This window comes from Desulfosediminicola ganghwensis (genome assembly GCF_005116675.2).
In the GTDB taxonomy this organism is placed as follows: Bacteria; Desulfobacterota; Desulfobulbia; order Desulfobulbales; family Desulfocapsaceae; genus Desulfopila; species Desulfopila ganghwensis.
The window spans coordinates 3858169-3881605 of sequence record NZ_CP050699.1; the positions used below are offsets into that span (position 1 = coordinate 3858169).

A 23437-nucleotide genomic window follows, 5' to 3' on the forward strand; every position below is an offset into this window, starting at 1 on the left:
CTTGCATGATTGTGTCGTGTAATCTTCCATTCTGCCTCACACCGTAGAAAGCCCAACCTCTAAGGTACGTAGATGGTAAGCGGTAATTAAACCCCACTCACATTTCCAGCTATTCGTAGATCGTCAGCTTTTAAATTCATCGGCAAAAGTTTCAACAGCTCTGAACGAGATTCTGCAAACGGTAATTTTTCAAATAGATATCGAAGGTAGTTATACGGTTCCAAATTATTGGCCTTGGCTGTTTCAACCAGGCTATAGATCACGGCGCTCGCCTTAGCACCTTCCTGTGTTCCTGCAAACAGCCAGTTTTTTCTGCCAACGACAAATGGGCGTATTGCGTTCTCAGCGGCATTATTGTCCGGCGTCATTTCAGGAATATCGAGGTAGACCAATAAGCGTTTCCACTGGTTGAGGGTATAATTCACCGCAGATCCAAGCAAACTCTTCGGTGTCACTTGGCTAGACTTTTTGCTCAGCCAAAGGAAGAAATCTTCCAGAATCGGCCGAGCCTTTTTTCGACGCAAGGCAAGCAGGTCTTCATCTGCAAGACCTTGTTTAGCTGCCTCTTTTTCAATTGCATAAATTTGTCGAATATAGTTCAGCGCTACATCGGTGCTGCCCGCCTTTTTGGTTTTGCCACGACCTTTTTGTGCATCAACAAATTTACGGCGAACATGAGCCCAACAGCCAGCGTGGGCAATATTCGGTTGCGTATCAAGAAAGTCGTACCCAGCGTAACCATCTGATTGCACGGCTCCACGATATCCCGCAAGCAGCTCCCTTGCAATTTTGGCTGAACGACTTGGAGCATAATGATAGATCAGGCCGGGATGATGTGGATCACCACCGCGACATATCCACATATACGATTTAGTTGTTGGTGACCGCCCCGGTTCAGCCAGAACCTGAACCGAGGTTTCATCGATATTGATTAACGGACCGGAATGAATCTCTCGCCACAGCAGTTCAAGAAGTGGTGTGCAGGCACCGGCAGCTTTCATTGCCCAATTAGCCATGGTTGCCCTGGGTATTTCAGCTCCCAGCCGGGAAAATTGTCTTTCCTGCCGGTAAAATGGCAGTGCATCACAGAATTTTGCAGTAAGTATATGGGCGAGTAAGCCCGCGGTAGCAATTCCCTTGCTGATAATCTGCTTTGGCGGTGGTGCAATTTTCACCACTGGCCCTTCAGACTCCAATCCTTCACAGGCTTTACAAGCATATTTAGGGCGAATATGACGCACAACCCGTATAATAGCTGGGACGATATCCAACTTTTCGGAAATATCCTCACCTATACGATCCAGCTCCGCCCCACAATTGCAGACTTTATCATCTTCGGGAATGTCATGTACGATTTCGACCCTGGGCAGGTTAGCCGGTAACGGCTTGCGGCCTCGTTTCGCTCGAGTATGTTCAGGGACTTCAACAACCTCGGCAACTGGCTCAACCTCAGGTTCAGGCATGTCAAAGAGAGGCAGTTGCATCACGCCTGCTTCGGCTCCTCCTTTTTCACTTTTTTTGCCAAACAGTTTGGCATAGAGTAGACGAACCTGCTCTCGTAAAAGCTCGGTTTCCCGCTCGTAACGACGTTGGGTTTCAACGAGAAGTCGTTTGAGTTCTGCCGGGTCATCAGGAAGGTTTGCTGTATCGAAATTCATGTGTGCAATATACCACATAAACATTGCCATAACAGCTAGTTCAAGCAATATTTCCATAAATATTATGATACTGAATTGTAGCTAAGTTGCATGTGAGCCTGTTGCACATCAAGCCCATGTAAAAGCCACTGCAAAGCAGTTTCATGGACTTCAATTACCTCTTCTTCTGATTCCGGCCAACGAAAGACATCTGCCTCAAGTCGTTTTTGCCAGATGCAAAAACCATTTTGATACCAGTAAAGGATCTTGACCATATCCCTTTTCCTATTACAGAAAGCGAACAGACTGCCCGAGAAAAGATCGAGGTCAAACTGATCTTCAACAAGAAGAGACAAACCGTTTATTGACTTGCGCATATCGGTAACCCCGAGAGCAATGTAGACTCGGACATTTGCTGGAGTGGGAATCATGTTAGCTGCTCCAGGGTCTTCACAGCTTTTTTCAATTGTTCGGCGCAGAAGTCACTCTGAATTTCGAGCTTAAATCGATTGACATGTACTGCGATGCTAGCAGGAGAAGCCGTAACAGGATTATCTGGAAGTGTTGCTGGTACAGTAAGTGGGTAAAACGCAACCTGCCTATCATTCAGGTTTTTTAGTTTGCGCTTCCAGTAGCCAAATGTCGCCAGAGCAATGCCGTGCGATTGACAATAGGTTTTCTGACTCAGATTACTTGATTGCCAAGCAGTGATATGTTTTTGCCAGTATTCCTGCTTCTGCTGTAGTTTCGAGATTGTGCCGTTCACGATGTATACCTCCTTGGTTATGGTGAGGCATACTGGAACATGAATTTATAGGACTGAAAAGATGGGGTTTATTGGTCGCTTACCGTAGATGACGATAACAGGAATAGTATAAAGTTGCCGTTGTCCTATCACAATCAAACCTTATCAATATTAACTTCAATTCTGACCATTTTTTTTCTGCAAGATAGATTTGCAATAATGCCTGCCAAGCAACACTACGCTGTGGCATTGATTTCTCCTCTCTGATAACCGAAAATTACAAAGCATTGGGAAAACTGATTGCGCGATAAGACAAGACCAACCTGTTGTAAAACAGGGACGGAGAGCCACGGGTCTCTATTTGATAGCCGAGTTGCCTTTTAATGAGGTGGTTCGGTTTTTTCTGTTGAACTGGATAAAAGGGGGGCTGCTATGAAAACACTTTCTACTATGGCCAGTTGCATCAAACAACGACTCTTTGCGACAACCTTGATGGCAGTACTTTTGACACTACTATTGGATTCTGCAGTCTTGGGAGAGTATTTAGAAGTAGATTTATATCCACTTTACACAGAAGACTACAATCTGTTTGACCATGAATATAGAGGATTTTTTGACTATTTTGAGCAAGACCACATCACTATTCCCGACCTGCCTGGGGCAACCTTTTACGTCAAGTCAAAGAACCATACAGGGCCTCACGTGTTGTCTTCTACCCTGGAAGGCACCGAGAGTTTCAAGATTCCTATTGACGAACCAGGTGTGTCCAAAATTTATATGTTAGGCACGGGTACTTATTTGGCATCGTCATTTGGCCATAGTAGCCTCTGGTGCGAGGACTTAAATCATTTTTCCTTCACCCTTTCCTATTCTGATGGCGCTGAGGAAGAGGTATTTCCGGTTAACACACTCACTGGACTTTCACAGTGGAGTGACATTCTCCATGGATACATGTACGGCTATAGTGGCATAGCAGTGGGCCATTTTCCGGCGTCTGAATGGGGTCACTATCACCTTTACGAAATAGCCGTAGATAATCAGAAAACGATTACTGCAATAACTATGAACGACAAGTCAGGAGGCACCTATGATGTTGGTGATTACACCATACTGGCAATGACTCTTGAGGTAATTTCAATCCCAGTAGAGGTGGATATTAAACCTGGTTCTTGTCCGAATCCGTTAAATACAAGACAGAAGGGGATATTACCTGTCGCAATTTTAGGCACTGAGGATTTTGATGTAACTACTATAGACCCTGAGTCTGTTCGATTGGTGGGGGCTGCCCCACTTCACTGGTCAATGGAGGATGTTGCCACACCATATGAAGATATCATGCATGGTTGTGATACTCATGCCTGCACCGAGTTACGATATGATGGCTTCATAGATCTCACTTTGAAGTTCAATGCTCAGGAGGTAGTCGCCGCCATTGGTGAAGTAGAGGATTATGAGTGTCTGATCCTCGAACTTTCTGGAAACCTGAAAGATGAATTTGGAGGAACTTCTTTTGAAGGTGAGGATTTTGTGTTTATCCTGAAGAAGAACAAAAAGTAAGTATTTCTATATTAGTATGATTTGCCATAAGGCAGAGTCATTTAGCTGGCTCTGCCTTTTCTATTTGCTATGGAGAAGGGTAGCAAATACCAATACTAACAATATAAATGGTGATCGGGCCTGACGTTTTAGGATTTTGAGGTTTGATTTGATCTCAATCTTCTGATAAACGAGCTCCAAGAGTTACAGGAAATACCTCTCACTGGCGGAGGCGACAAGACTGCTGACCTTCCCCGCAGGTAATGTTGAAGTGCAAGGCTCAGTTGTTGGAATTACCTGATCAGGAAGAATCTTCAACTCCACCTTGCATGATTGTGTCGTGGAATCAATCACGACGCCTGACATCTCGGTGCAAACTGGCGAGTAACGATTATTTGGTATTTTCTCCGCGTTCGATAGAAGAAATCTGCTCTAGCATGCTAACCCTGTTTCTGCATATCCTAACAAAATTCCGTCTTGTTAGTATGACCTACATGTTGTAAACATCAGTAACATAGCTAAATCAAGAACTGGTTTATGAAGTATTCTTTACCGAGGGAGTTGATTTATACGGTGGGACTCGACACAGTTCAGCTATAGCTGTTAGGGAGCATTTTACACCAGAACAGATTAAACAAGGGACGATGCATCAAACCAATAAAGCTTTTGAAAGATACTTTAGAATAGGTTCTGATGATGTTCGCAATATTTACCAACATACATCACAGATGTGGCTCAAATGATGTCTTAACAACTAACTTAGATAAAGCATAAAAACATTGATAAATCTACCTAATATACCCACCGACAACCTATATAAGTTTATAGCTATTTTTGGCTTGGTCATTACGATTTTTGGACTATATATGTTGAAATCTCGATCTAGAGAAATGCAACCTAAGATATTCATCTTACAAGAAGAAGCAGCGTTGTTGGAGAGCGAGATAGATATCTTATCACAGAGTTTAGATAAAGTAGAAGAGCAATTAGATAGCCTCGAAAAAGATTCTAACCGAGATCCAAATAAAATAGCCCATGTTAAATTATTACACGAAAAGAACCGAGAAAACCATAATGAGGTTAAAAGGAAAAGGGCTGTACAAATTGTTAAAGTCCAAAATAGTCGATTATTACTAAATCAAATCACACGAGAGAATAGAGCTGATAAATTGCTAATAACTCTCGGTATATTATCTATGCTTTTGGGATTCAATCTTTGGTACTTTTTATTACAGAGTCCGCAGGACAAACTACTGAAACACGAACTGCAAAAAGCAACTTTAGCTACTGATAAACTAAGCATTCGGGGGCAGACCCCAAATCCCTGATGATATGACTGATTGTGTCGTGGAATCTTGCAGGTTGCCTAACAGCGCTTTCTTCTGTATAACATTACAAAAATTATGTTACGCAGATTCTGTATAATTACTTGTTAGAAATCCAAAATAAAATATCGAATATGAAAACAAAGGTAGCTTTACAATTTAAGATTGAATTATTAGAAATTTCTCCAATAATTTGGAGGACTATTCAAGTTTCAGCAAGATATAGTTTCTGGGATTTGCATGTAGCAATTCAAGATTCAATGGGATGGCTTGATTATCATATTCATGAATTCAAAATTAAGCCACCTAGAAAAAGAAATTTCATATCCATTGGTATTCCACATAATGAATATGAAAACAAAACTCTCCCTGGGTGGGAAACCAAGGTTACAGATTATTTAAATGAACCTGGTGACTTTGCACTCTATGAGTACGATTTTGGTGATGGATGGGAACATAAAGTAACATTAGAGAGTAAGTTTTTAGCAGACGATAATGTCAAATATCCAATATGCATCAAAGGCGAGCGATCCTGTCCCCCTGAAGACTGTGGTGGAGTGCCAGGCTATTATGAATTAATCGAAATACTTTCAGATAAAAAGCATGAACGTTACGAAGATATGGTTTACTGGTTAGAGAACCATGCCAAGAGCTATATGCCTTATAAGCCTGAAATTTTTGATTCTAGTTCAGTTGAATTTTGGAATCCAAAAAAACGCTTCAATATGGCATTTAAATAAAAATATTTTGCTAAAAAAGTCGGTCAACACGGACTCGCTGAAGCTCGCCGGTTACCTTCACGTTATGTATGTAGAGCAATTCAAATCCAACAGGAGGTGCCAAATGTGGCCATTTAGTAAAAAAAAGAAAGAGGATGATAGCTCATCAGTATTTGTAACAGACGCAATTCTATCTCGTGCATTAATGGGCAACCGAGATGCTTGGGACAAAATTTTGAATGACAGTTCTAGAGATTTGTTAAAAGCCATTTCGGGCGTCACTATGTCATGCACAATCATCCATCGCTGGGGAGATACTCTTGAAAAAGAGGATTATTTCAACACAAATAAATTTATTGATTTTGTGATTGGCCAGCACGCAAACAAGAGTACTCTCCAAGAAATAAATGATGACGACAAACTATGGGAAGTAACACAGGAAATCGTTAAGAGCTGTATTGATTTTATGAAAGAGAAAAAACAAATCCCAACGGAAATAAGTAAATATATTGAAGATGCAAATAATGCACCAGCAATCCATGAAGGGGCATTGCTTAGTGCAATGATGAATCCCGTTTCAAACCTGACGAAAAAAGCTCAAGACATTACCAAAAGATTATCGTGAGAAAATTATCAAAAACAGGAGAAGACAAATGGGTGGTGCTTTTTATTTAATAGGTATTGCTCTGGCTGGGTTTGTAGTAAGAGAATTAAGGGACAGACCACAAATTTCTTCATTCCTAAAAGAGGATTATGACCACCAACGAAGCTGAATCACTCTCCCCTTTCACCACCAAGGATGCTGAAACCATTTGGCGTGAAAGCATTGCCGGGCTACTCAAGGCAGCCTACTTGCAAAGCTTCTCACAATCCAAGATTGATTCTGCCCGATACAAGTTTCCATCATTCAAAGAGTGGTGGGCAACCCTCGACAACGAACAGCGAAAACGAGTGAAGGGGGCGCTGGCCGCGTTCATCCTCTGATCGCGGCCGGTGCCCCCTTCTGGTGATATGACTGATTGTGTCGTGGAATCAACCATACCGCCTAACAAGCTCGTCTCGGCAGCCGATCCCCTTTTTCTTAACTTCAACATCCCTTAAGGCATTGACAGTACAAACAATACATGCAAGTGTAGTAGTCCAATGATTCCCCTGTTTTCCATAAAGTTGACCTCTCAAAAAAGGTTAGCCTTAAAAACCAAATAACTTTAACCGTAAAGGTGACGTAATGAGTGAGGTAAAAGGCTTGGATTTTGAAGAATATGTTCAATGGCGAAAAGACCTGGAAGATGCAGTAAAAATTGAAAATGACTTAATAATTCTTGGGCCGCAAGGGTTCTATGATATAGAAATTTCATCATGTAATACCTATGAGAAAATATTGGGTTGGGCATTCCACTTATCTGAAAAAACTTGGATGACCACTGATGTGTTGCGGTATTTCATCAGAGTTGCATGTCAAGCTAGTGATATAAAAGTGCCTTCCGTGTAATGCGAATCTCAAACAAGCCTAGTCCTAAACGGTATTAGGCTTGAGTAGGACTGTATTGCTCCACTTTGACAGATCCCTGTGACTGATAGTACATTCCTATCAAGCATTAAGGTTGATGGGGCATATCTCAAGTAAAACGATACATGCTAGAGGTTAACCTTCCTACTGTTAAGGCTCAGGCTCTACTGCATGGAAGATTTGCTCCATTAATTGTAGTGGTAGGAAAGATACTGCTTTCATCACCAGAGCCTCCAGCTCGCCCGTATAAGGTCAACCGGCTATGTCCTGATAAGCTGCAACCCCCATTCCACTGGTTAGGCATTCTTTGATCCGCTGATAGCACCCCTTTAGAGGCAACTGAGATCGCCGATTGCATGATCACCAACGGTTCCTGTACAAATGTGACAGTCAGAAAACCACTTTCCTAAAAAATGTAGAGGTACCTATAGACCTGATAGGTGGCAATGGGGTACAGGGCGGTTCAGCCTAATCATTCAGACATGCTTTCCAGGTATTTACTCCACTTGCCTTTTTCCGATTTTACAATTCTTTCTTGTTCTGCTCCACCCTCTTTGTAAAAATAACTTCGTTCACCAATCTCAGCACCATACGAATGCTTATATCCATATTGTTCAGCACTACAAAACTCATTGCCTAGCCAAATTGCATCAAGCTCATGATACTTGAGAGGGGTACCGTTTTTAACCTTCCGCTCAACCCTCTCACATGCCTCTAGTGCAACTGCTTGACGTACCTTCGTTGCTTGGTATTCATCATAGGCAAAATAACCTCCTATGATGATTGCGGAGATTAACATTAATGATCCGGTAATTACCGATATTGATTTTACGACCCTTTTCTGCTTCTCGAGAGCCTTCTCATCAAGTGGTATCTCAGGCCCCTTAGCCCATAGGCATGCTAATCCTCCGAGTATCAGAGCTCCTAGCCAGTTAACAAGTAATCCTAAATAGTTAGTAGCTTCCACCCTTCCCTGCCTTTCAGTAGGAGGGAATAACCAACAAACAGTGATCAGTACGATACATACAATTATGATTCTCTTTTGCTTCCTGTTTAAATTCATCCGTGCTCCCTACCTTGAAAACTGATGTAATTGCCCAGACGATCCCTGTTTCGTCAAAGTGAATAAAAAGCTGCCAAGCTGTCCTGACGTGCTATTCATCGAAAGAACTAAGTATACGATGCCATCATCTTTGATATCTGCAAATGTAGTTTCCAACTGGCTTACTTGACGTCTTCTCATCCATCAGGTCATTTTTCTCACGCGAGGGTAATAATATCCAGTCGATATTCGAACCGTAATTGTTCTAATTCTCTCGGAATGTCAGACAGTACCCTGAAGGCTATCGAGCTATGTGCATGACCAGACCACTATTTTTATACCAGCTTGAAAGTGAGTGCTTTTCTCAAGGCTTTTGAGTTTCTTGGCATCTGACACCTCCATTCCTCCAAATTTACTGCGCCAGCGGTAATATGTCTGTTCGGTGATGTTGCGCTGCCGACACACTTCCCGAACGTTTCCAATGGCATCACCCTCTTTGAGTATTCGAATAATCTGTTCTTCCGAAAATCTCTTTCTCTTCATCAGTTCCCTCCAGTTGATTTGCCCGAAAGTCTAACATATCAACTGGCATAAAAGCTAAGGGGCTAGTCACTAAGTGGATGAAACGCTAAGTTCACCAGCGACCTTAAGCGAGTCCAGCGGAACGTAGTGAAGCGAGGTGAAACGTTTTTTTATGCCCATTTTTATCTGGATTATCTTTAGGCATACCATGCAAACCCAACTCACAGTTAGACTTGAGCCATTCTATAAAACTATTCTGAACTTTTTCATTGTGATTAACACGAGTTCCTCTGCCACCGACCAAGCATAGATATTTCGCCGGAATATTTATTCTGTTATCTCCATAGTAAATGAATTTATCAGATATAAAAACTGGCTCCTCGACGTATTGAGTGGATTTGATTTTTTAGACGGTTGCTGGAGTCACGTAATAAGTGCAACACGTTGACCAGTAAAGGCTTCCAAAGGTGTTAAGCCATCCAATACTTTTCTTGGCGTGAGGTTCAGAATGAATACCCCATCCTGAATATCCTCATCAGCCAATGTAGCGAGATCAAATCTCTTTGGCCACAAACGGCGGAGACGACCGTTTGTGTTTTCATTGGTGCCACGCTGCCAACTTGCATATGGTTTGGCAAAGTACATATCTGCTCCAGTCTCCTTTGAGACTCGGTCATGGTCGGCAAATTCACCCCCATTATCCAGTGTTACTGTCAATGCAGAGTGCACTTTGCCGAGCATGCAGATCAGTGCATCAGCTACAGCTTCCTTGCTCTTACGAAGCACACGTTGAGCCAAGGTAAATCGACTTGTCCGATCAACCAATGTAACCAGGCTTGCATTGACGCCATGAACAAGATCACCTTCCCAATCCCCAAGGCGCGATCTTTGATCGACAACCTCTGGCCTTGAACTGCTGTCTACTCGATTGGGAATGGCAGCTACACCAGCCTTTCTGTAACGTTTACCTCCCTTCCAGCGTTTTTTCCCATACCGCGGCAAGCGAGTATGGAGCAGGCCACCTTGCTGGCGATCCTCACTGATACGCCTGTAGATGGTCGTGTGGCTGAGCCTGTTTGCTCCTGAGCATTCAATGCCCATACGGGAACTGATAGCGGCTGGCGACCAGCCAAGGGCCAGGGACTCTCGTATGATTGTATCTGTTTCAGGATCACGTTTATCTGCTTTGTCTGCGGAACGTCTACGGTTATCGCTGAGCACTTGGGCACCCTGGGGATCATAACCCTTTTCGGTACGGTTTCTTTTCAGTTCACGACTGATAGTACTGCTGCTGACTCCTGCTTCTTGGGCTATAGCCTTTTGGCTCATGCCCGCTTTACGCAGGCCGTAAATCTGGTATCTTTGCTGTTGAGAGAGTTGGCGATAGTGCTTGTTGTGATTGTTCATGACAGACCGTGGTTAAGTGTGAGAGCTGACACCATATCGTCAACTCACTCACTTTTCAAACTTCAGTCTGTTGCACTTATTGTATTACTCCAGCTTCCTTCTACACAACGTTTGCTGAGCCATTTTGCAGGAGTCCCGTCGGAGACGCCTTTTCGCTTTCGTCACTCTCAGGATCAATGAAGTTAAGGGAAGCGGTCAAGGTTGCGAGGTACGAGCACCCGTAGGGCTTGACCTTTACTGGTTCCCTTGACTTCATTACCTGCTATCTCATTAGCACAATGGGCAAATCCTAAATCCACACGAAACGTCGAAGAGCCTAAAAACTTTTGGTTTTCTTGTGTCTTTCTTTAAGTACTCTTCTCCTATATGAAACCTATTCCAATGTTGAATCCAATTTCCATTTATTCTTGAATAAAAATTATCACCACATCTTTGCTTCCAATCACCATTGGCAATAGATTTTTTGGGGTTAAAACGTTTATCTTCAAAGTATTCATCTAGCCCCATCACTTCGGACGTATACATAGCATATATTAATTTATGCCCGTCACTTTTGGGTGAAAAACCTGCTACCAAATCATCAACTTCGACTCTTGAACCTTGACGGTTAGGTGTACAGCAAGACAAGGTGCAGTAGTCCCAAAATGGATTCGGTGCTAGTCCAGTATCATGCTTGACAATATATGTAAATAAGTTCATTTATTATTTCTGTGAATAATGTTACGACAACCTGAGCGCGCCGTTTGCTGGTCCGTGTTTATTGGTTTGTTACACCTTCCATCTTGTTGTTTTATATAGATTTACAACTTCTTCGCTTAATATTGGTAACACTGAAAGAAGAGTAGATATTTTATTTTCTTTGAAAAAGAATATTAGGATTTCACTTGCCTTTAAACCTTTATTCTGCGTTCCCCCCAGTTTAAGACTTTTGACAGATTGTAGAGATGAGCATTTTAGCCTCAAAATGTCTCTATTTGCATATTTTATGGATTTTGAGGTTTCTGTGACGTTAGAATATTGCGTTAAACGAATATAAAGTTTTTTATCCCTTCTGTCGATTCTCCAAAATATCGATTCACCCATATTTGAATATGCATTGGGTCTTGTAGCGATACTTAACTGAACCCATGGAGAACCACCATTGTTACTAGAGTACCTAAATTTTAAATATTCAAAACCATGCTTAGTCGCTAAGATTTCGTGCAATTTCGATAGTACAAACTGTTGTGCTTGACCTTTGTTTTTATCCGAACAATTTATTACCTTGATTTCATTATTCTTCACCATTTCATCAAAGATCTGATTTTGTTGAGATACATATTCTTTCTCAATATAATCAATGTAATGTTCAATAAGAAAGTGCTCTTTGCGAATATGGATTAGAGCGTTATACAACTCTCTGGCGTCGATAACCTCATACCCTTCTCTTAATGCGTGACTTTTCTCTTCATAATTTATTAAGCCAAGTTTCAGATATATGTATTTGTCACATAAAGGAAAAAGTTTTTTATATTTTCTTAATTGATTTGAATGAATTGTGGAATATGTTTTATTTTCAAACAAATAGGAGCGTTCAGTGCCATTAATATTACATTCTAGTAGTAAATCAGCTTTACCTTCTTGCCTTAGGACGGAAATGCATGATATTTCATCATCCGGATGAGAGCACAACCCAATTTTGTTGAAAAAAAGTGATGTAAAATTATTCAATTCATCATTGAAACTGTAAAATAGCCAAGTGAGAAATGCGTCAGTTTGAAGCTCTTTTGTTGAATATTGAAATATATTGTTCAAAATATGTATCCGTTGGTATTGCAGGTATAACAATTAATTATACTGATCTGTATATTAAGACGAAACCCGATTAGACGATATTGCATAGGCGTTCTGAAGAGCTATGAATCTGAATTTGCGTCTGGTGATCCTAGGTCAATGTCTGGTAATCAACGTACTTCTTAATAACATGATAAAACGGACGTTATACAGAATGATTGCTCATGAGCCCATGAACTTTTCAACCCGTTAATGTGTGCCAAAACAGCATGTTAACTTCGATCAACTTAGAATGTCAACGTGTATCTCGGATGATCTATACGAATGACGATGGGATGGTCAATGAGGATAGTGCCTCTGGTTGAATGAAAAATTTCGTCGCCAGGGCCATTTCAAGATTCCACGAAACAATCGTGCAACAGAGGAGAAAGGTGTATCTCGTCAATCTAATACTGTCGATGACTTAGGGAAGTGAAGATGTTTCCTGGGCATCTTGAGGTTCGTGTGCAAGCAAAATGTTAGATAAGGCTGTTCCTCACCGCCCTAACGTGTCAGGTTTGATTCCAATTTTTACAGCCGGATGTAAGTGAGTTCTCAAGTTCAATACGTTAATGACAGGAAATGCTCTATATTGATCAACGATACTTATAGATAAACACCCTAAAAAATCATTGATATTCCGTGGATTTTACATAGTAGTAAAACAGTCATTTCTAGTAGGCTCAACAAGGTGAATACTTAGCAGGAACCGTCTTTCCACACATATCAATTCCAGTACTACAGGTGTCGCATTCTTAATATCCACCGATTGTCATCCATCTGTCATTCACGGAAACAAAACCTTTTCCCATGCTGGAGTACAATGAGGGGGGATCAAAAGCTGATAGCTTCTTTACTAGACCGGCATAGGCAACTATTTGTATTCTAACGCGATATTGAAGAAAAAAGGTAACAACAATACACTTCGGAAATCAACCTCCATTAGCCATACAATTTAGCCAATTCCAAAGATATCAGTAGTGGATACCTATACGATATAAATATATATTATACGTACATCACACGCGGCTTATAGGAAGTGGCTCTTAGCCTGATTTGTCGGTATGGGATTTTTTAGCATATGCATAAAGGGTATACATAAGGGTATATATTATACCCAAAATCACTTATCTCATCTGTACATACCAATATTAATCATCTTTTTCATTAATTCGATTCTCGCCCTAGGCACCAGGAACTCAGAAGCCGTAGAACTTGATTTTCAAGCTCTACGGCTTTTTTATTTTCAGCCATTACCAGACAATTTTCTCAAAATTGATCATCCGTTCATTTCAGATCACCAAACGTGCCTGTTCAGCTTTGGCTATTCAGCGACATTGCAGAAACCCATCGTCCGTCATACTCCAATCCCTATAAAACACTTCGAAGGGATTCGATGACTCCAGACAATTCACCTGAATTCTTCGTAAAGATGCTGATATTCAAGGTTGTATTCATTTTTTGCATATCATGTAACTTGTTGGTTTTAAAATTAATCTCTCAAAAACAACACAAACCCAACACAAACAACGTATTTATACCTATTTACAGGACATATCCTAACATTTAAGATGTGCTGTACCGCTGCTCAAACCAGGATCAAGTAACTCGAATGGAATATTTTCTTGCTTGAAGAAAAGAAGATGCAGACTAAAAAATCGAAAAAAGCAAAAGGTACAACTAAGGGCCGCCGAAATCGTGCTGCTGTAAGAGGGGAGAAATTCAACTTCACCCCCAACATGCGCTTTGTTGTCGTACGCAATCAGCGCAATCCATGGCTGGATGAGCTTTACGAGACGCCACCGAATCTGGCAAGTCTTCCTGTTTTCAATTGATCAATCCCTGGATACTGTAAATTTAGAAACGACAAAGCCCCTTCCCGGAAACCGGAAAGGGGCTTGTTGTATTTCTGGAGCCAGCAAGCGGGATCGAACCGCTGACCTACGCTTTACGAGAGCGCCGCTCTACCAACTGAGCTATGCTGGCACATTGAGAAGCCTATATATCAGGTAATCATTGAAAGTTCAACTATTATACAATATAAAATGGCCTTATCAGAGGAGCTTTCTTACCTTGATATTTTCGAATGTAATTCCATCAACTTAACAATAAACAGGTAGCAATTGTAATGATATTTTTCTGCAAAAATCACGTCCACCCCTGCCTGCTATGCCTTGGGATAGTCGTACTTGTTGCAATTTCCGGCTGCGTGGAAGAAAAAAAACAGCCGGAATCTACCTGTCTAGCATGTCATGAAGCAATGGCCGACTCTTCGCATCAGATGTCATGCACTGTCTGCCATCAGGGAAATGCCGAATCATCTGAAATTGCCGAGGCGCATGTCAACCTTATTGCCCAGCCTGCTCATCCCGACAATATCGCGACAATATGCGCAGAATGCCACCGGGAGCAAGCCGATTCCCTGCCCCGGTCACTTCATTATACCCAAAAAAATCTCGTGAACCTTGTCAGGAAAAGTTTCGGAGCAAAAGAGGATATTCCCAATCTTTTGGAGATCCCTATTATTGAAAACCCAGAAATCCCGCTTGAACTCTCCGAGGATCTTCTTCGCAGGCGCTGTCTGCGTTGCCACCTTTTTTCTTCAGGTGATGAGTACAGCGCCACAAAACATGGTACCGGCTGCGCTGCATGTCATCTCAACTATCAAGATGGAGAGCTCTCCTCTCATGCCTTCAGTGCCACTCCCCAGGATACTGCCTGCCTCTCCTGTCATTATGGAAACCGCGTTGGTTTCGACTACTATGGCCGATTCGAGCATGACTTCAATCATGAATACCGCACCCCGTACAGCGCCGCTGATTTTACAGACAGGCCTTACGGGGTGGATTACCATGATCTTGCTGCCGACGTTCACCAACGACGTGGAATGCTCTGTGTAGACTGCCATGGTGCTGAACTGATGACGGGCTACAGTAGTGACCTCCCCAACACCATGAGCAATCCTGAAGCAAAAACATGCAGCTCCTGCCATGAAAAGACTTTGCTCGAAATGGAGCTGCCTTCCGGGGTCACCCCAACGCCTGATGGCTACTCCTTCACTTCCAAAAGCGGTTCCTCCCATGCGCTGCCGGTGATGAAAAACCGGGCCCATGAGATATACCAGGAAGTCTCCTGCCAGGTGTGTCACGCACAATGGAGTTTTAATGACACTGGCACCAACTTGCTGCGCTCCGATCTTGACGACTACTATAGCTGGGACCGGCTCACAGTCCAGGGCAGTAAAGAGGTGGAAACCCTGCTCGAACATAACCTTGACTATGATAAAGATGAATTACCACCTGAAATGTCGGATAAAATAACAGGCGATATGAGGCTCGGCATATGGTATAAAGGTTTTGTAATGCGCCGCTGGGAGGAACCGCTACTCGGTCGAGCGGATGACGGCACAATTCAGGTTGTCCGTCCAAAACTTGATATTTCTCTCTCCTGGATAGATGAAGACGAGGAGGTTCATTTTGACAGCATCCCGTCTCTTGCTCCAAATCAGGGAAAGGTTCCTTACACACCTCATACCACTGGGCCTGCCGGCATCTACTACGAACAACGACTCAGGGATTTTCTCCGTTCCGAAGAAGCTTCCCAGGACAGCAAATAAACTTGGACTGCTTTTGCCTTTGCGAAGCGTTTACCGCTTATATTCATCGTTTTAAGCTGACAAAAAAATTATGCCTCATACTCTGACCTTTAGACAAACGACGCTTAGGGTAGTTCGCAAGCCGCTCGCCAACCGTTTTTCGTACAGTGCAATTGTATTTCTGACAGTCCTGCTTTTACTCGGTGGCTGTTCCAAGAGCAATTACCCGGTCAGCAGCCCCGGCGCAAACACCAACTCCGGCAACGAACCTACCCAGCGTCCCTATACCATAAAAAACATTACCTACTACCCAATACCCCACGCTCATGGTTTTACTGAACGGGGGGTAGCTTCCTGGTATGGCAAAAAATTCCACGGCAGAACTACCTCCAACGGTGAGCGTTACGACATGTATGCCATGACTGCGGCTCACAAGACCTTACCGATGGGGACTATGCTGCTCGTCAAAAATCTGGAGAATGGCAAAGAAACTATCGTACGGGTAAATGACAGGGGACCTTTTGTCCGTGGCAGGATCATCGACCTCAGCTATACTGCAGCCAACAAGTTGGATATCGTGCAGCACGGACTTGCCAAAGTACAGATTGTAGCCCTTGCGGACACCACTCAACTTGCCGCCTCAGCTTCTGGTAAAAAGCCACTGCCAGACCTGTACCACGGCGAGTTTTATGTGCAGATCGGCTCATTCAGCCGACGGGACAACGCCTTGAGGTTAATGAAGAGATTTACGGACGCAGGTCATAGCGCCTTGATTAAAACGCATCAGGGCCTGGACAGGATTTACTACAGAGTTCACGTTTACGCCGGCAACGAGCTGTCCATAGCAAAAAGAGCCGAAGCCGCGCTTATCCAGCACGGCTACAACGGTGCTTTCCTGGTCGCCAGATAACATCTATTCAGCAAGCAGATAGCACTATGTTGTGAAAAAACGTATTCCGTTAATTACACAGCAAGATCGGTGGAAATCACCTGTTTCACCAGGGCCTCGAGTTTATCAATATCTTTCCTGCCCGGTTCTCGCTCGACCCCTGAGTTCACATCAACTGCAAATGGGCGCACCGCACGGATAGCATCGCTGATATTTTCGGGGGTGAGTCCTCCAGCCAGGATAACCGGGAGTTTAAGATCAAGCGACTCGATCATTGCCCAGTCAAAAGTCTTGCCTGTCCCTCCTTCCTGCCCCTCGACAAAGGTATCGAGCAGGAACCCTTTCACGATATCCTGATAAGGTGTGAAATCCTCAGCTTTGCTGGAAGAACCCACCCGTATCGCCTTAATCAGCATGCAGGGATTCGCATTCTGGGCAAGCTTGGCGCAATACTCCGCATCTTCGCTGCCATGCAACTGCACATGGGTTAATCCGCAATAATCGATTATCTCCTCAATCTCTACAGGGTCTTTGTCTACAAAAACCCCGACTATATGGATAAAGGGGGGCAGATCAGCCACAATCTCCTTGGCATCTTCCGGTGAGATGTAACGGGGGCTGCTCTCGGCAAAAATAAAACCGATTGCATCCACTCCCAGATTGATTGCTGCTATTGCGTCATCGGCATTGGTAATGCCACAGACCTTTATCCTCGTTCTACTGTGCATTATTGATCCTATCATTCGGAAGGAGAACAATTATTTTCGTAATTCTTGCAGTAATGTGCCCGAACTGCCTGCCCGCATCAGCGATTCACCGATAAGGGCTGCGGCTATTCCTGCTTCTTCTAGTGCCTCTATGTCTTCTCTGGTTTTCAATCCTGACTCACTGACGACTGGAATGTCGGCAGGTACCAGCTTCTTCAACCTGAGGGTGGTGCCCAGATCCATGGAAAAATCATTCAGATTTCTGTTGTTCACACCCAATAGCGAACATCCTGCTGCCAAGGCTTTATCCAGCTCGGCCTCATCGTGTACCTCCACCAGACTGTCCATACCATACTCAAGAGCCTGGGCCTGATAGTCCCGCAGCTGCGACTCATCGAGAATCGCTGCTATAAGCAGGATAGCATCGGCCCCATGGCGGTGTGCCTCTTCTATCTGCAACGGATCAATGATGAAATCTTTTCGTATCACCGGCAGGTTCACCGCCTGGCGAATCTGCATCAAATATTTGAGACTCCCCTGAAAAAAGTCGACATCAGTCAGGACAGATATTGCCTGAGCGCCAAGTAGCTGATAATTCTCGGCGATTTTTACAGGATTAAAATTATGGCTGATGACTCCTTTGGAGGGAGACGCTTTTTTCACTTCAGCGATAATAGACACTCCAGGGTAATCGACCAGAGCTCTGACAAACCCTCTGGGAGGTGATATTTCTGAATCTACAAAGTCAGCTGGCAATGAGATACCATTTTTTTTCAGTATCTCTACTTCTTCCCGCTTTCTCTCAACTATTTTATCTAAAATCATTTTCGTCAATCCAAGGCTATGCTTATTCGAACTTGTTCAACTGATTTACAGCTACTATTTCGTACAGTATGCAACAAGCCCGTCCAGTTTGGCCAGCGCCTTTCCACTGTCTATCAGTTCCTCTGCCATGGTTACTCCATCCTTGAGGTCGGTAACCTTGCCAGCCACCAGCAAGGCTCCTGCGGCATTCAGTAATACCATGTCACGCTTCGGTCCCTTTTCCCCGGCCAGAATATCCCGGACCTGTGTAGCAGATTCCTCTGCGCTTTCGCCACCTTGCAATTCGACCATAGTCGCCCGCCTCAAACCGAGATCTTCTGGCTCTACAGTATAGTTTTCCACTTTGCCGTCCCTGCCATCAGCTACGTAGGTAGTACCGGTTGTGGTCATCTCATCCAGGTTACCTTCACCCCAGACAACCAGGGTCCTCTTCATCCCGAGTCGCACCAGGACCTCAGCCAGGATTGTGGTGAGTTCTTTATCAAAGACACCTGTCAACTGGACATTCGCACCTGCCGGATTCGTCATTGGCCCCAGAATATTAAAGATAGTGCGGATACCGATTTCACGGCGGGGACCGATAGCATGCTTCATTGCCCCATGCAGCATTGGCGCAAACAAAAAGCCTATGCCAACCTGTTTTACGCAGTCAGCAACCTGATCCGCTTTCATGGTCAGGTCGACCCCAAGCGCCTCAAGGACATCAGCACTACCACATTTTGAGGACACGGCACGGTTGCCATGCTTGGCCACAGGAACATCGGCCGCAGCAACAACAAAGGAGGTAGTGGTCGAGACATTGAAAGTACCTGCACCATCACCACCTGTACCGACTATATCCATGAGCAATTCGCCATCTTCAGTCTGAACACCGGTATCGACAAAAGTCGCTTTATCGCGCATAACCCGCACGGCACCGACGATCTCATCGATAGTCTCACCCTTCATCCGCAAGGCTGTAATGAATGAACCCACCTGGGCGGAGGTTGCCTCTCCGCTCATGATAATATTCATCACATCCCGCATTTCTGCCTCACTGAGATCTCCCCGCTTCACTACCCGGTCTATAGCCGCTTTGATATCCATCTTTTCCCTGCTCCCAATGCTTACTGTGCCGTCGAGACCAACGGCCTCTCCTGCATCCCTTTATTGTTTTGCTGATTACATCAATTCCGGATAGTCTGGATCCATGAAATTTTTAAGCAATTGTATACCCGCCGGCGTCATAATCGATTCCGGATGAAACTGCACACCCTCAAGGGGCAGCTTTTTGTGTCGAATCCCCATCAACTCGCCTTCATCTGTCCGACACGTTATTTCAAAGCATTCAGGCAAAGTCTCTTCCTCAACGATCAATGAATGGTAACGCATGCCGTCAAATGGATTCGGCAACCCACGGAAAACACCTCTACCGTCGTGATGCATCGGGCTGGTTTTTCCATGCATAATTCGGGCAGCACGGATGGTTCTGCCACCGAACGCCTCACCCATGGACTGATGTCCGAGACATACCCCCAATACCGGGAGATTGCCGGCAAAATACTTTATTGCCTCAATCGAAATACCAGCCTCCTGCGGAGTGCAGGGGCCTGGAGAGATCAATAACCGCCGGGGCTTTAACTGTTCGATCTCCTTTATACTGATCTTGTCGTTGCGATAGACCCGAATTTCTTCATTCCTCCCTTCAGCCCTGACATTCCCTGCGATGGTCTGGACGATGTTATAGGTGAAGGAGTCGTAATTATCTATAATGACTAGCATGATCTAGAATCCTTTCTCAGCAAGCTCGAGTGCCCGGCGTAATCCCATTGATTTATTGATAGTTTCTTCATACTCTTTATCAGGATCGGAATCGGCAACGATCCCGGCACCCGCCTGGACCCAGAGATTCTCACCGCTCATCACAAATGTCCTGATAGTAATACAGAAGTCCATATTGCCCGAAAAACCGAAATACCCCACCGCACCGGCATAAGGTCCGCGTCTTTCAGGCTCCAGCTCGTCAATAATCTCCATTGCCCTGATTTTGGGAGCGCCGCTTACTGTCCCGGCAGGAAAGCAGGCGGACATGACATCGAATTGATCTTTGTCCTGAGCGATAATGCCATGCACACCCGAAACGATGTGCATTACGTGGCTATATCTCTCGATTACCAGCAAATCACGCACCTCGACCTGACCGCCCTCGGCTACACGACCGACATCGTTTCTGCCCAGATCTACAAGCATAAGATGCTCGGCACGTTCCTTCGGATCAGCGAGCAGCTCTTTTGCCAGGGCGAGATCTTCCGCCTCTGTCACACCACGTCTACGTGTACCGGCAATCGGTCGAAGTTCGATGTGGTTGCCATCTTTTCGTACCAGAATCTCGGGTGATGAACCTATCTGGATCAAATCTCCGAGTTTCAAAAAGAAGAGATATGGGCTGGGATTGATTTGTCTGAGAGCCCTGTAAAGTAACATTGGCGGCAACGCAGTGGTGGTATGAAACCGCTGAGACAACACCACTTGGATAATATCGCCCGCCCTGATGTACTCTTTAGCCCGCTCAACCATCTGCTGAAAATCAGCTTGACTCATATTTGAGGTAAAGCTGTGCGATGTGGCAAACTCTTTATCAGACTGTTGCAGATAGTTTTCAGGAACAGGCCCCCGCAAGCGATCAACTACAGCATCAATGGCCGATCTGGCATCCCGGTAAAGCTTTTGACTGTCACCCTGGTCATTCTTCACCCAACAGACTACAGTTACTTTCTGCTTGAGGCTGTCATAAACCAGCACGATTCTCGGGATCATGAAGGACGAATCCGGCAAATCAACAGGGCTATTCACATCTGGCAGTTCTTCCATGAACCGCACCATGTCATAGCCTAAGAAACCTACAGCCCCACCACAGAAGCGGGGCAGGTTTTCATACTCTGCAGCCTCTAGATCTTCGATGAGGTTACGTAGCGCGTCTAGAGGATTGCCGGTAATTACCTTTTTTTCAGGGGGCGTTACACTGAAATCTGTAATTTCAATGTTCTCGTCTTTTGAGACGAAAGTCGTCAGCGGATCAAAACCGATGAAAGAATACCTGCCCCACTTTTCACCACCTTCCATACTCTCAAATAGAAAGATACGTTCGTGGGCTTCGGAAACTTTGGCAAACAGGGTGAGAGGAGTATCGAGGTCCGCAACGATCTCGGTATAGACCGGCACAAGCTGAGAAGACTCCAGCATTGTGGAAAATCTCTTTACGTCAGGAAAATATTCTCTAGGTTGCATGGAAATGCTATGTGATAGGAAACTTCACAGAAATGGAAAAAATACTAACTCGTGAAGATCATAACATACCAGTTATTAATCGAATTTGTCCAGCTTCTTAACAATGTAAACGAAAAAAGCCGTAGAATCTTATGATCCTACGGCTTTACAATTTCACACCAACCTGCCGGACTAAGCCGGTAATAGAGAGCTACAGGCGGAATTACGCAAGCGGCTCCATCTTGTTGACGCGCTTGGTAAGACGGGAAATTTTACGGGATGCAGTCTTCTTATGAATGGTACCCCTGGAAGCAGTCTTGGCAATAACGGAGACAGCGTCCTGAAGTGCTGACTTTGCATCTTCTTCAGCACCGGCGACGATTGCCTCGTTCACTTTGCGAACCTGGGTCTTCATCCGGGTCTTGTTCACTTTATTGCGCAGACGACGCACCTGAGCCTGACGATTTCTCTTTTCAGCTGATTTATGATTAGCCACGAATTAATTCCTCCTGTTATTGACTCTCATATATTCCGACCGGTTTTATCCGGTTTAGTCTGATATGAGCAGACAGAGCCACTTTCCGTGGTCACCTGTCCACCATGATCTATTTTCACAAAGAGAGAGTTTATAATATGGTTTCCTGTTTTAGTCAACAAGTAACAAAAAATAATACCATGTTATCCACGATTCTGTCCAAATGATATTTGACACTCCCTCTTCTATAAGATACTCTGTGATTCGGCCTAAAACTGGCTAAGTTACTCAATCAATTTAGACACATATCAATTTGCAAGAGCGTTAAGAATTAAGAAAATGGGATTTCCGAAAGTCATTTTTCGTATTGTTGAAAACCGAAGCTGCCCTCTTTACGAGTATGGTGATGCATTTAAGCTTACCGGAATCTCGATCCCGTTGAACAAGAATTCGGACAACACTCTAGTTACCACCGCTATTGTCAACTTTCCAAAAGATAAGAACATCTGCAAAATTTTGAATGGTGATTTATCAAAATTAATCATTCAGTATGAGCGAGGCGATAAAGTTCCTATCTGTCTGCTTAGTTGCAGCGGCTGCACAGGTTCCGTAAAAGTTGAACACTCCATTGAAGATGCCGCCCCCATAAACGGTGGTGACCAGCAACTCTCCAATGAGGTTGGCTCATTATTGCACGTCCTCAGTGATTTTGAATTTTTCAGATATATCGATGAGTCCAATCACGAAGTGGTCGTCAGCTTTTTCAAATTGATCAAGTTCTGCAAAAACGATTTCGTGATCAGAAAGGGTGACCCCGGAGGCAATTTCTATATCATTGTCTCAGGATCGGTAAACGTCTTGAATGACTCAGGCATCATCATCTCCAAACTCGGCAAGGGGGATGTTTTTGGCGAGATGAGTCTCATCTGCAACGAGTTGGTCAGTGCAAGCATTCAGGTCACCGAAGACACGTCTATCCTCCATATCGATCATCACAATTTCAGAAAAATCATCGATCGCTTTCCGGCCATACAGCTCTTTTTCTCCAAGCTCATGGCTGAACGACTGAAGGCTTCCAATTCGATACGAGCAAAAGATCTTTCGTCCGGAATTATCGGCAACTTAACTGAAATTCCACCCGAGGCGCTCTTCCAGACCCTGAACGTCAATAATAAAACAGGCATTCTCACCATATCGGAACTTACCGATGGCTCTGCCTACTTCTCTTTCAGGCAGGGCTCTCTCATCAAAGCCAAATACGGTAAATTCGTGGGGGATGTGGCCTTCTATCAGGTACTGAAAGAGAGCACCGGCAGGTTTCGTTTCACCCCGGGAATTCCGCCTGAGGATTTCGAAGTACCCGAAATCGGTTTTTTCATGAAACTGCTTATGGAAGGGATGCGAATGCTTGACGAAAGTAAGCTGAAGCGGGCCAACTAGAGTTC

General features: G+C 44.1%; 24 protein-coding genes, 1 tRNA gene, 1 pseudogene and 1 riboswitch. Of the genes and pseudogenes, 10 read left to right on the forward strand and 16 right to left on the reverse strand.

The features are described 5' to 3' along the window. Positions 1-86: 86 nt before the first annotated feature. The 3 genes from tnpC to tnpA form a co-directional block, all read right to left on the reverse strand. A complete protein-coding gene (gene tnpC, locus FCL45_RS16475; RefSeq protein WP_420811227.1) occupies positions 87-1658 on the reverse strand; it encodes an IS66 family transposase in 1572 nt (523 codons plus the stop codon). A gap of 62 nt (positions 1659-1720) precedes the next feature. Next, entirely contained in the window at positions 1721-2068 is a 348-nt protein-coding gene (gene tnpB, locus FCL45_RS16480; RefSeq protein ID WP_136800062.1) for an IS66 family insertion sequence element accessory protein TnpB, read from the reverse strand. Beyond that, positions 2065-2403 carry an IS66 family insertion sequence element accessory protein TnpA gene (tnpA, locus tag FCL45_RS16485; RefSeq protein WP_136800063.1) on the reverse strand — a complete coding sequence of 113 codons (339 nt, stop codon included), beginning with the start codon at positions 2401-2403 and terminating at the stop codon, positions 2065-2067. Before tnpA ends, tnpB begins: the two co-directional genes overlap by 4 nt. A gap of 286 nt (positions 2404-2689) precedes the next feature. Next, a riboswitch (cyclic di-GMP riboswitch) is annotated at positions 2690-2763 on the forward strand. A gap of 51 nt (positions 2764-2814) precedes the next feature. On the opposite strand from tnpA, the gene FCL45_RS16490 reads away from it, so the two are divergent. From FCL45_RS16490 to FCL45_RS16515, 6 genes are all read left to right on the forward strand, one after another. Beyond that, positions 2815-3939, forward strand: coding sequence for a hypothetical protein (locus tag FCL45_RS16490; RefSeq protein ID WP_136799236.1), 1125 nt, complete (start codon positions 2815-2817; stop codon positions 3937-3939). Between the two features lie 845 nt (positions 3940-4784). Further along, positions 4785-5246, forward strand: a complete 462-nt coding sequence (locus FCL45_RS16495) for a hypothetical protein (protein ID WP_136799235.1) — start codon at positions 4785-4787, stop codon at positions 5244-5246. A 131-nt stretch (positions 5247-5377) separates the two neighbouring features. Next, complete coding sequence (locus FCL45_RS16500) at positions 5378-5983, forward strand: plasmid pRiA4b ORF-3 family protein (protein WP_136799234.1); 606 nt, start codon at positions 5378-5380, stop codon at positions 5981-5983. A gap of 103 nt (positions 5984-6086) precedes the next feature. Continuing rightward, on the forward strand, positions 6087-6587 hold the full coding sequence (locus FCL45_RS16505) for a hypothetical protein (protein WP_136799233.1): 501 nt from the start codon (positions 6087-6089) through the stop codon (positions 6585-6587). A gap of 128 nt (positions 6588-6715) precedes the next feature. Beyond that, positions 6716-6946, forward strand: a complete 231-nt coding sequence (locus tag FCL45_RS16510) for a hypothetical protein (protein WP_136799232.1) — start codon at positions 6716-6718, stop codon at positions 6944-6946. Between the two features lie 244 nt (positions 6947-7190). After that, on the forward strand, positions 7191-7454 hold the full coding sequence (locus FCL45_RS16515; RefSeq protein WP_136799231.1) for a hypothetical protein: 264 nt from the start codon (positions 7191-7193) through the stop codon (positions 7452-7454). Positions 7455-7944: 490 nt separating this feature from the next. Here FCL45_RS16515 and FCL45_RS16520 read toward each other — a convergent pair whose 3' ends face one another. The 6 genes and pseudogenes from FCL45_RS16520 to FCL45_RS16545 all read right to left on the reverse strand — a co-directional run bounded on the left by FCL45_RS16520 (position 7945) and on the right by FCL45_RS16545 (position 12237). After that, positions 7945-8535, reverse strand: a complete 591-nt coding sequence (locus FCL45_RS16520; protein WP_136799230.1) for a hypothetical protein — start codon at positions 8533-8535, stop codon at positions 7945-7947. A gap of 342 nt (positions 8536-8877) precedes the next feature. After that, positions 8878-9057, reverse strand: a pseudogene (locus FCL45_RS16525) (transposase); the annotation flags it as partial. Positions 9058-9160: 103 nt separating this feature from the next. Continuing rightward, on the reverse strand, positions 9161-9439 hold the full coding sequence (locus tag FCL45_RS25350) for an Nmad2 family putative nucleotide modification protein (protein ID WP_167495873.1): 279 nt from the start codon (positions 9437-9439) through the stop codon (positions 9161-9163). 20 nt (positions 9440-9459) lie between these two features. Then, positions 9460-10443, reverse strand: a complete 984-nt coding sequence (locus tag FCL45_RS16535) for an IS30 family transposase (RefSeq protein ID WP_136799228.1) — start codon at positions 10441-10443, stop codon at positions 9460-9462. Between the two features lie 270 nt (positions 10444-10713). After that, positions 10714-11142, reverse strand: a complete 429-nt coding sequence (locus FCL45_RS16540) for an Nmad2 family putative nucleotide modification protein (RefSeq protein ID WP_136799227.1) — start codon at positions 11140-11142, stop codon at positions 10714-10716. A gap of 69 nt (positions 11143-11211) precedes the next feature. Next, positions 11212-12237, reverse strand: coding sequence for a PDDEXK-like family protein (locus FCL45_RS16545; RefSeq protein WP_136799226.1), 1026 nt, complete (start codon positions 12235-12237; stop codon positions 11212-11214). Between the two features lie 1643 nt (positions 12238-13880). On the opposite strand from FCL45_RS16545, the gene FCL45_RS16550 reads away from it, so the two are divergent. Continuing rightward, positions 13881-14090, forward strand: coding sequence for a hypothetical protein (locus FCL45_RS16550; RefSeq protein ID WP_136799225.1), 210 nt, complete (start codon positions 13881-13883; stop codon positions 14088-14090). Between the two features lie 75 nt (positions 14091-14165). Here FCL45_RS16550 and FCL45_RS16555 read toward each other — a convergent pair. After that, positions 14166-14241, reverse strand: a tRNA-Thr gene (locus tag FCL45_RS16555). 142 nt (positions 14242-14383) lie between these two features. On the opposite strand from FCL45_RS16555, the gene FCL45_RS16560 reads away from it, so the two are divergent. Both FCL45_RS16560 and FCL45_RS24915 read left to right on the forward strand, forming a co-directional pair. Continuing rightward, the gene (locus FCL45_RS16560; RefSeq protein ID WP_136799224.1) at positions 14384-15871 is read left to right on the forward strand and encodes a hypothetical protein; all 1488 of its coding nucleotides are present in this window, start codon (positions 14384-14386) and stop codon (positions 15869-15871) included. 70 nt (positions 15872-15941) lie between these two features. Continuing rightward, positions 15942-16760, forward strand: a complete 819-nt coding sequence (locus FCL45_RS24915) for a septal ring lytic transglycosylase RlpA family protein (protein WP_136799223.1) — start codon at positions 15942-15944, stop codon at positions 16758-16760. 53 nt (positions 16761-16813) lie between these two features. On the opposite strand, the gene FCL45_RS16570 is transcribed toward FCL45_RS24915, so the two are convergent. The 6 genes from FCL45_RS16570 to rpsT all read right to left on the reverse strand — a co-directional run bounded on the left by FCL45_RS16570 (position 16814) and on the right by rpsT (position 22013). Next, positions 16814-17467: a phosphoribosylanthranilate isomerase gene (locus FCL45_RS16570; protein WP_136799222.1), complete on the reverse strand. Its 654-nt coding sequence runs from the start codon at positions 17465-17467 to the stop codon at positions 16814-16816. 30 nt (positions 17468-17497) lie between these two features. Next, entirely contained in the window at positions 17498-18271 is a 774-nt protein-coding gene (gene trpC / locus FCL45_RS16575; RefSeq protein ID WP_136799221.1) for an indole-3-glycerol phosphate synthase TrpC, read from the reverse strand. Between the two features lie 54 nt (positions 18272-18325). Then, positions 18326-19357, reverse strand: a complete 1032-nt coding sequence (trpD, locus tag FCL45_RS16580) for an anthranilate phosphoribosyltransferase (RefSeq protein WP_136799220.1) — start codon at positions 19355-19357, stop codon at positions 18326-18328. 75 nt (positions 19358-19432) lie between these two features. Further along, a complete protein-coding gene (locus FCL45_RS16585; protein ID WP_136799219.1) occupies positions 19433-20032 on the reverse strand; it encodes an anthranilate synthase component II in 600 nt (199 codons plus the stop codon). Positions 20033-20035: 3 nt separating this feature from the next. Beyond that, positions 20036-21493, reverse strand: a complete 1458-nt coding sequence (gene trpE / locus FCL45_RS16590) for an anthranilate synthase component I (protein ID WP_167495870.1) — start codon at positions 21491-21493, stop codon at positions 20036-20038. 247 nt (positions 21494-21740) lie between these two features. Further along, complete coding sequence (gene rpsT, locus FCL45_RS16595) at positions 21741-22013, reverse strand: 30S ribosomal protein S20 (RefSeq protein WP_136799217.1); 273 nt, start codon at positions 22011-22013, stop codon at positions 21741-21743. Between the two features lie 318 nt (positions 22014-22331). On the opposite strand from rpsT, the gene FCL45_RS16600 reads away from it, so the two are divergent. Beyond that, positions 22332-23432: a cyclic nucleotide-binding domain-containing protein gene (locus FCL45_RS16600; protein ID WP_136799216.1), complete on the forward strand. Its 1101-nt coding sequence runs from the start codon at positions 22332-22334 to the stop codon at positions 23430-23432. Positions 23433-23437 lie beyond the last annotated feature (5 nt).

Excerpts from the sequence above, each read along its gene's own strand:
- FCL45_RS16515 (WP_136799231.1), top strand. The coding sequence starts at position 7,191 with ATGAGTGAGGTAAAAGGCTTGGATTTTGAAGAATATGTTCAATGGCGA.
- FCL45_RS16505 (WP_136799233.1), top strand. The coding sequence starts at position 6,087 with ATGTGGCCATTTAGTAAAAAAAAGAAAGAGGATGATAGCTCATCAGTA.
- FCL45_RS16560 (WP_136799224.1), top strand. The coding sequence starts at position 14,384 with ATGATATTTTTCTGCAAAAATCACGTCCACCCCTGCCTGCTATGCCTT.
- FCL45_RS16540 (WP_136799227.1), bottom strand. The coding sequence starts at position 11,142 with ATGAACTTATTTACATATATTGTCAAGCATGATACTGGACTAGCACCG.
- tnpC (WP_420811227.1), bottom strand. The coding sequence starts at position 1,658 with ATGAATTTCGATACAGCAAACCTTCCTGATGACCCGGCAGAACTCAAA.
- trpE (WP_167495870.1), bottom strand. The coding sequence starts at position 21,493 with ATGCTGGAGTCTTCTCAGCTTGTGCCGGTCTATACCGAGATCGTTGCG.
- FCL45_RS16520 (WP_136799230.1), bottom strand. The coding sequence starts at position 8,535 with ATGAATTTAAACAGGAAGCAAAAGAGAATCATAATTGTATGTATCGTA.
- FCL45_RS16495 (WP_136799235.1), top strand. The coding sequence starts at position 4,785 with ATGTTGAAATCTCGATCTAGAGAAATGCAACCTAAGATATTCATCTTA.
- FCL45_RS16500 (WP_136799234.1), top strand. The coding sequence starts at position 5,378 with ATGAAAACAAAGGTAGCTTTACAATTTAAGATTGAATTATTAGAAATT.
- FCL45_RS16570 (WP_136799222.1), bottom strand. The coding sequence starts at position 17,467 with ATGCACAGTAGAACGAGGATAAAGGTCTGTGGCATTACCAATGCCGAT.
- FCL45_RS16600 (WP_136799216.1), top strand. The coding sequence starts at position 22,332 with ATGGGATTTCCGAAAGTCATTTTTCGTATTGTTGAAAACCGAAGCTGC.
- FCL45_RS16490 (WP_136799236.1), top strand. The coding sequence starts at position 2,815 with ATGAAAACACTTTCTACTATGGCCAGTTGCATCAAACAACGACTCTTT.
- FCL45_RS16510 (WP_136799232.1), top strand. The coding sequence starts at position 6,716 with ATGACCACCAACGAAGCTGAATCACTCTCCCCTTTCACCACCAAGGAT.
- FCL45_RS16535 (WP_136799228.1), bottom strand. The coding sequence starts at position 10,443 with ATGAACAATCACAACAAGCACTATCGCCAACTCTCTCAACAGCAAAGA.
- tnpB (WP_136800062.1), bottom strand. The coding sequence starts at position 2,068 with ATGATTCCCACTCCAGCAAATGTCCGAGTCTACATTGCTCTCGGGGTT.
- FCL45_RS24915 (WP_136799223.1), top strand. The coding sequence starts at position 15,942 with ATGCCTCATACTCTGACCTTTAGACAAACGACGCTTAGGGTAGTTCGC.
- FCL45_RS16585 (WP_136799219.1), bottom strand. The coding sequence starts at position 20,032 with ATGCTAGTCATTATAGATAATTACGACTCCTTCACCTATAACATCGTC.
- trpC (WP_136799221.1), bottom strand. The coding sequence starts at position 18,271 with ATGATTTTAGATAAAATAGTTGAGAGAAAGCGGGAAGAAGTAGAGATA.
- trpD (WP_136799220.1), bottom strand. The coding sequence starts at position 19,357 with ATGGATATCAAAGCGGCTATAGACCGGGTAGTGAAGCGGGGAGATCTC.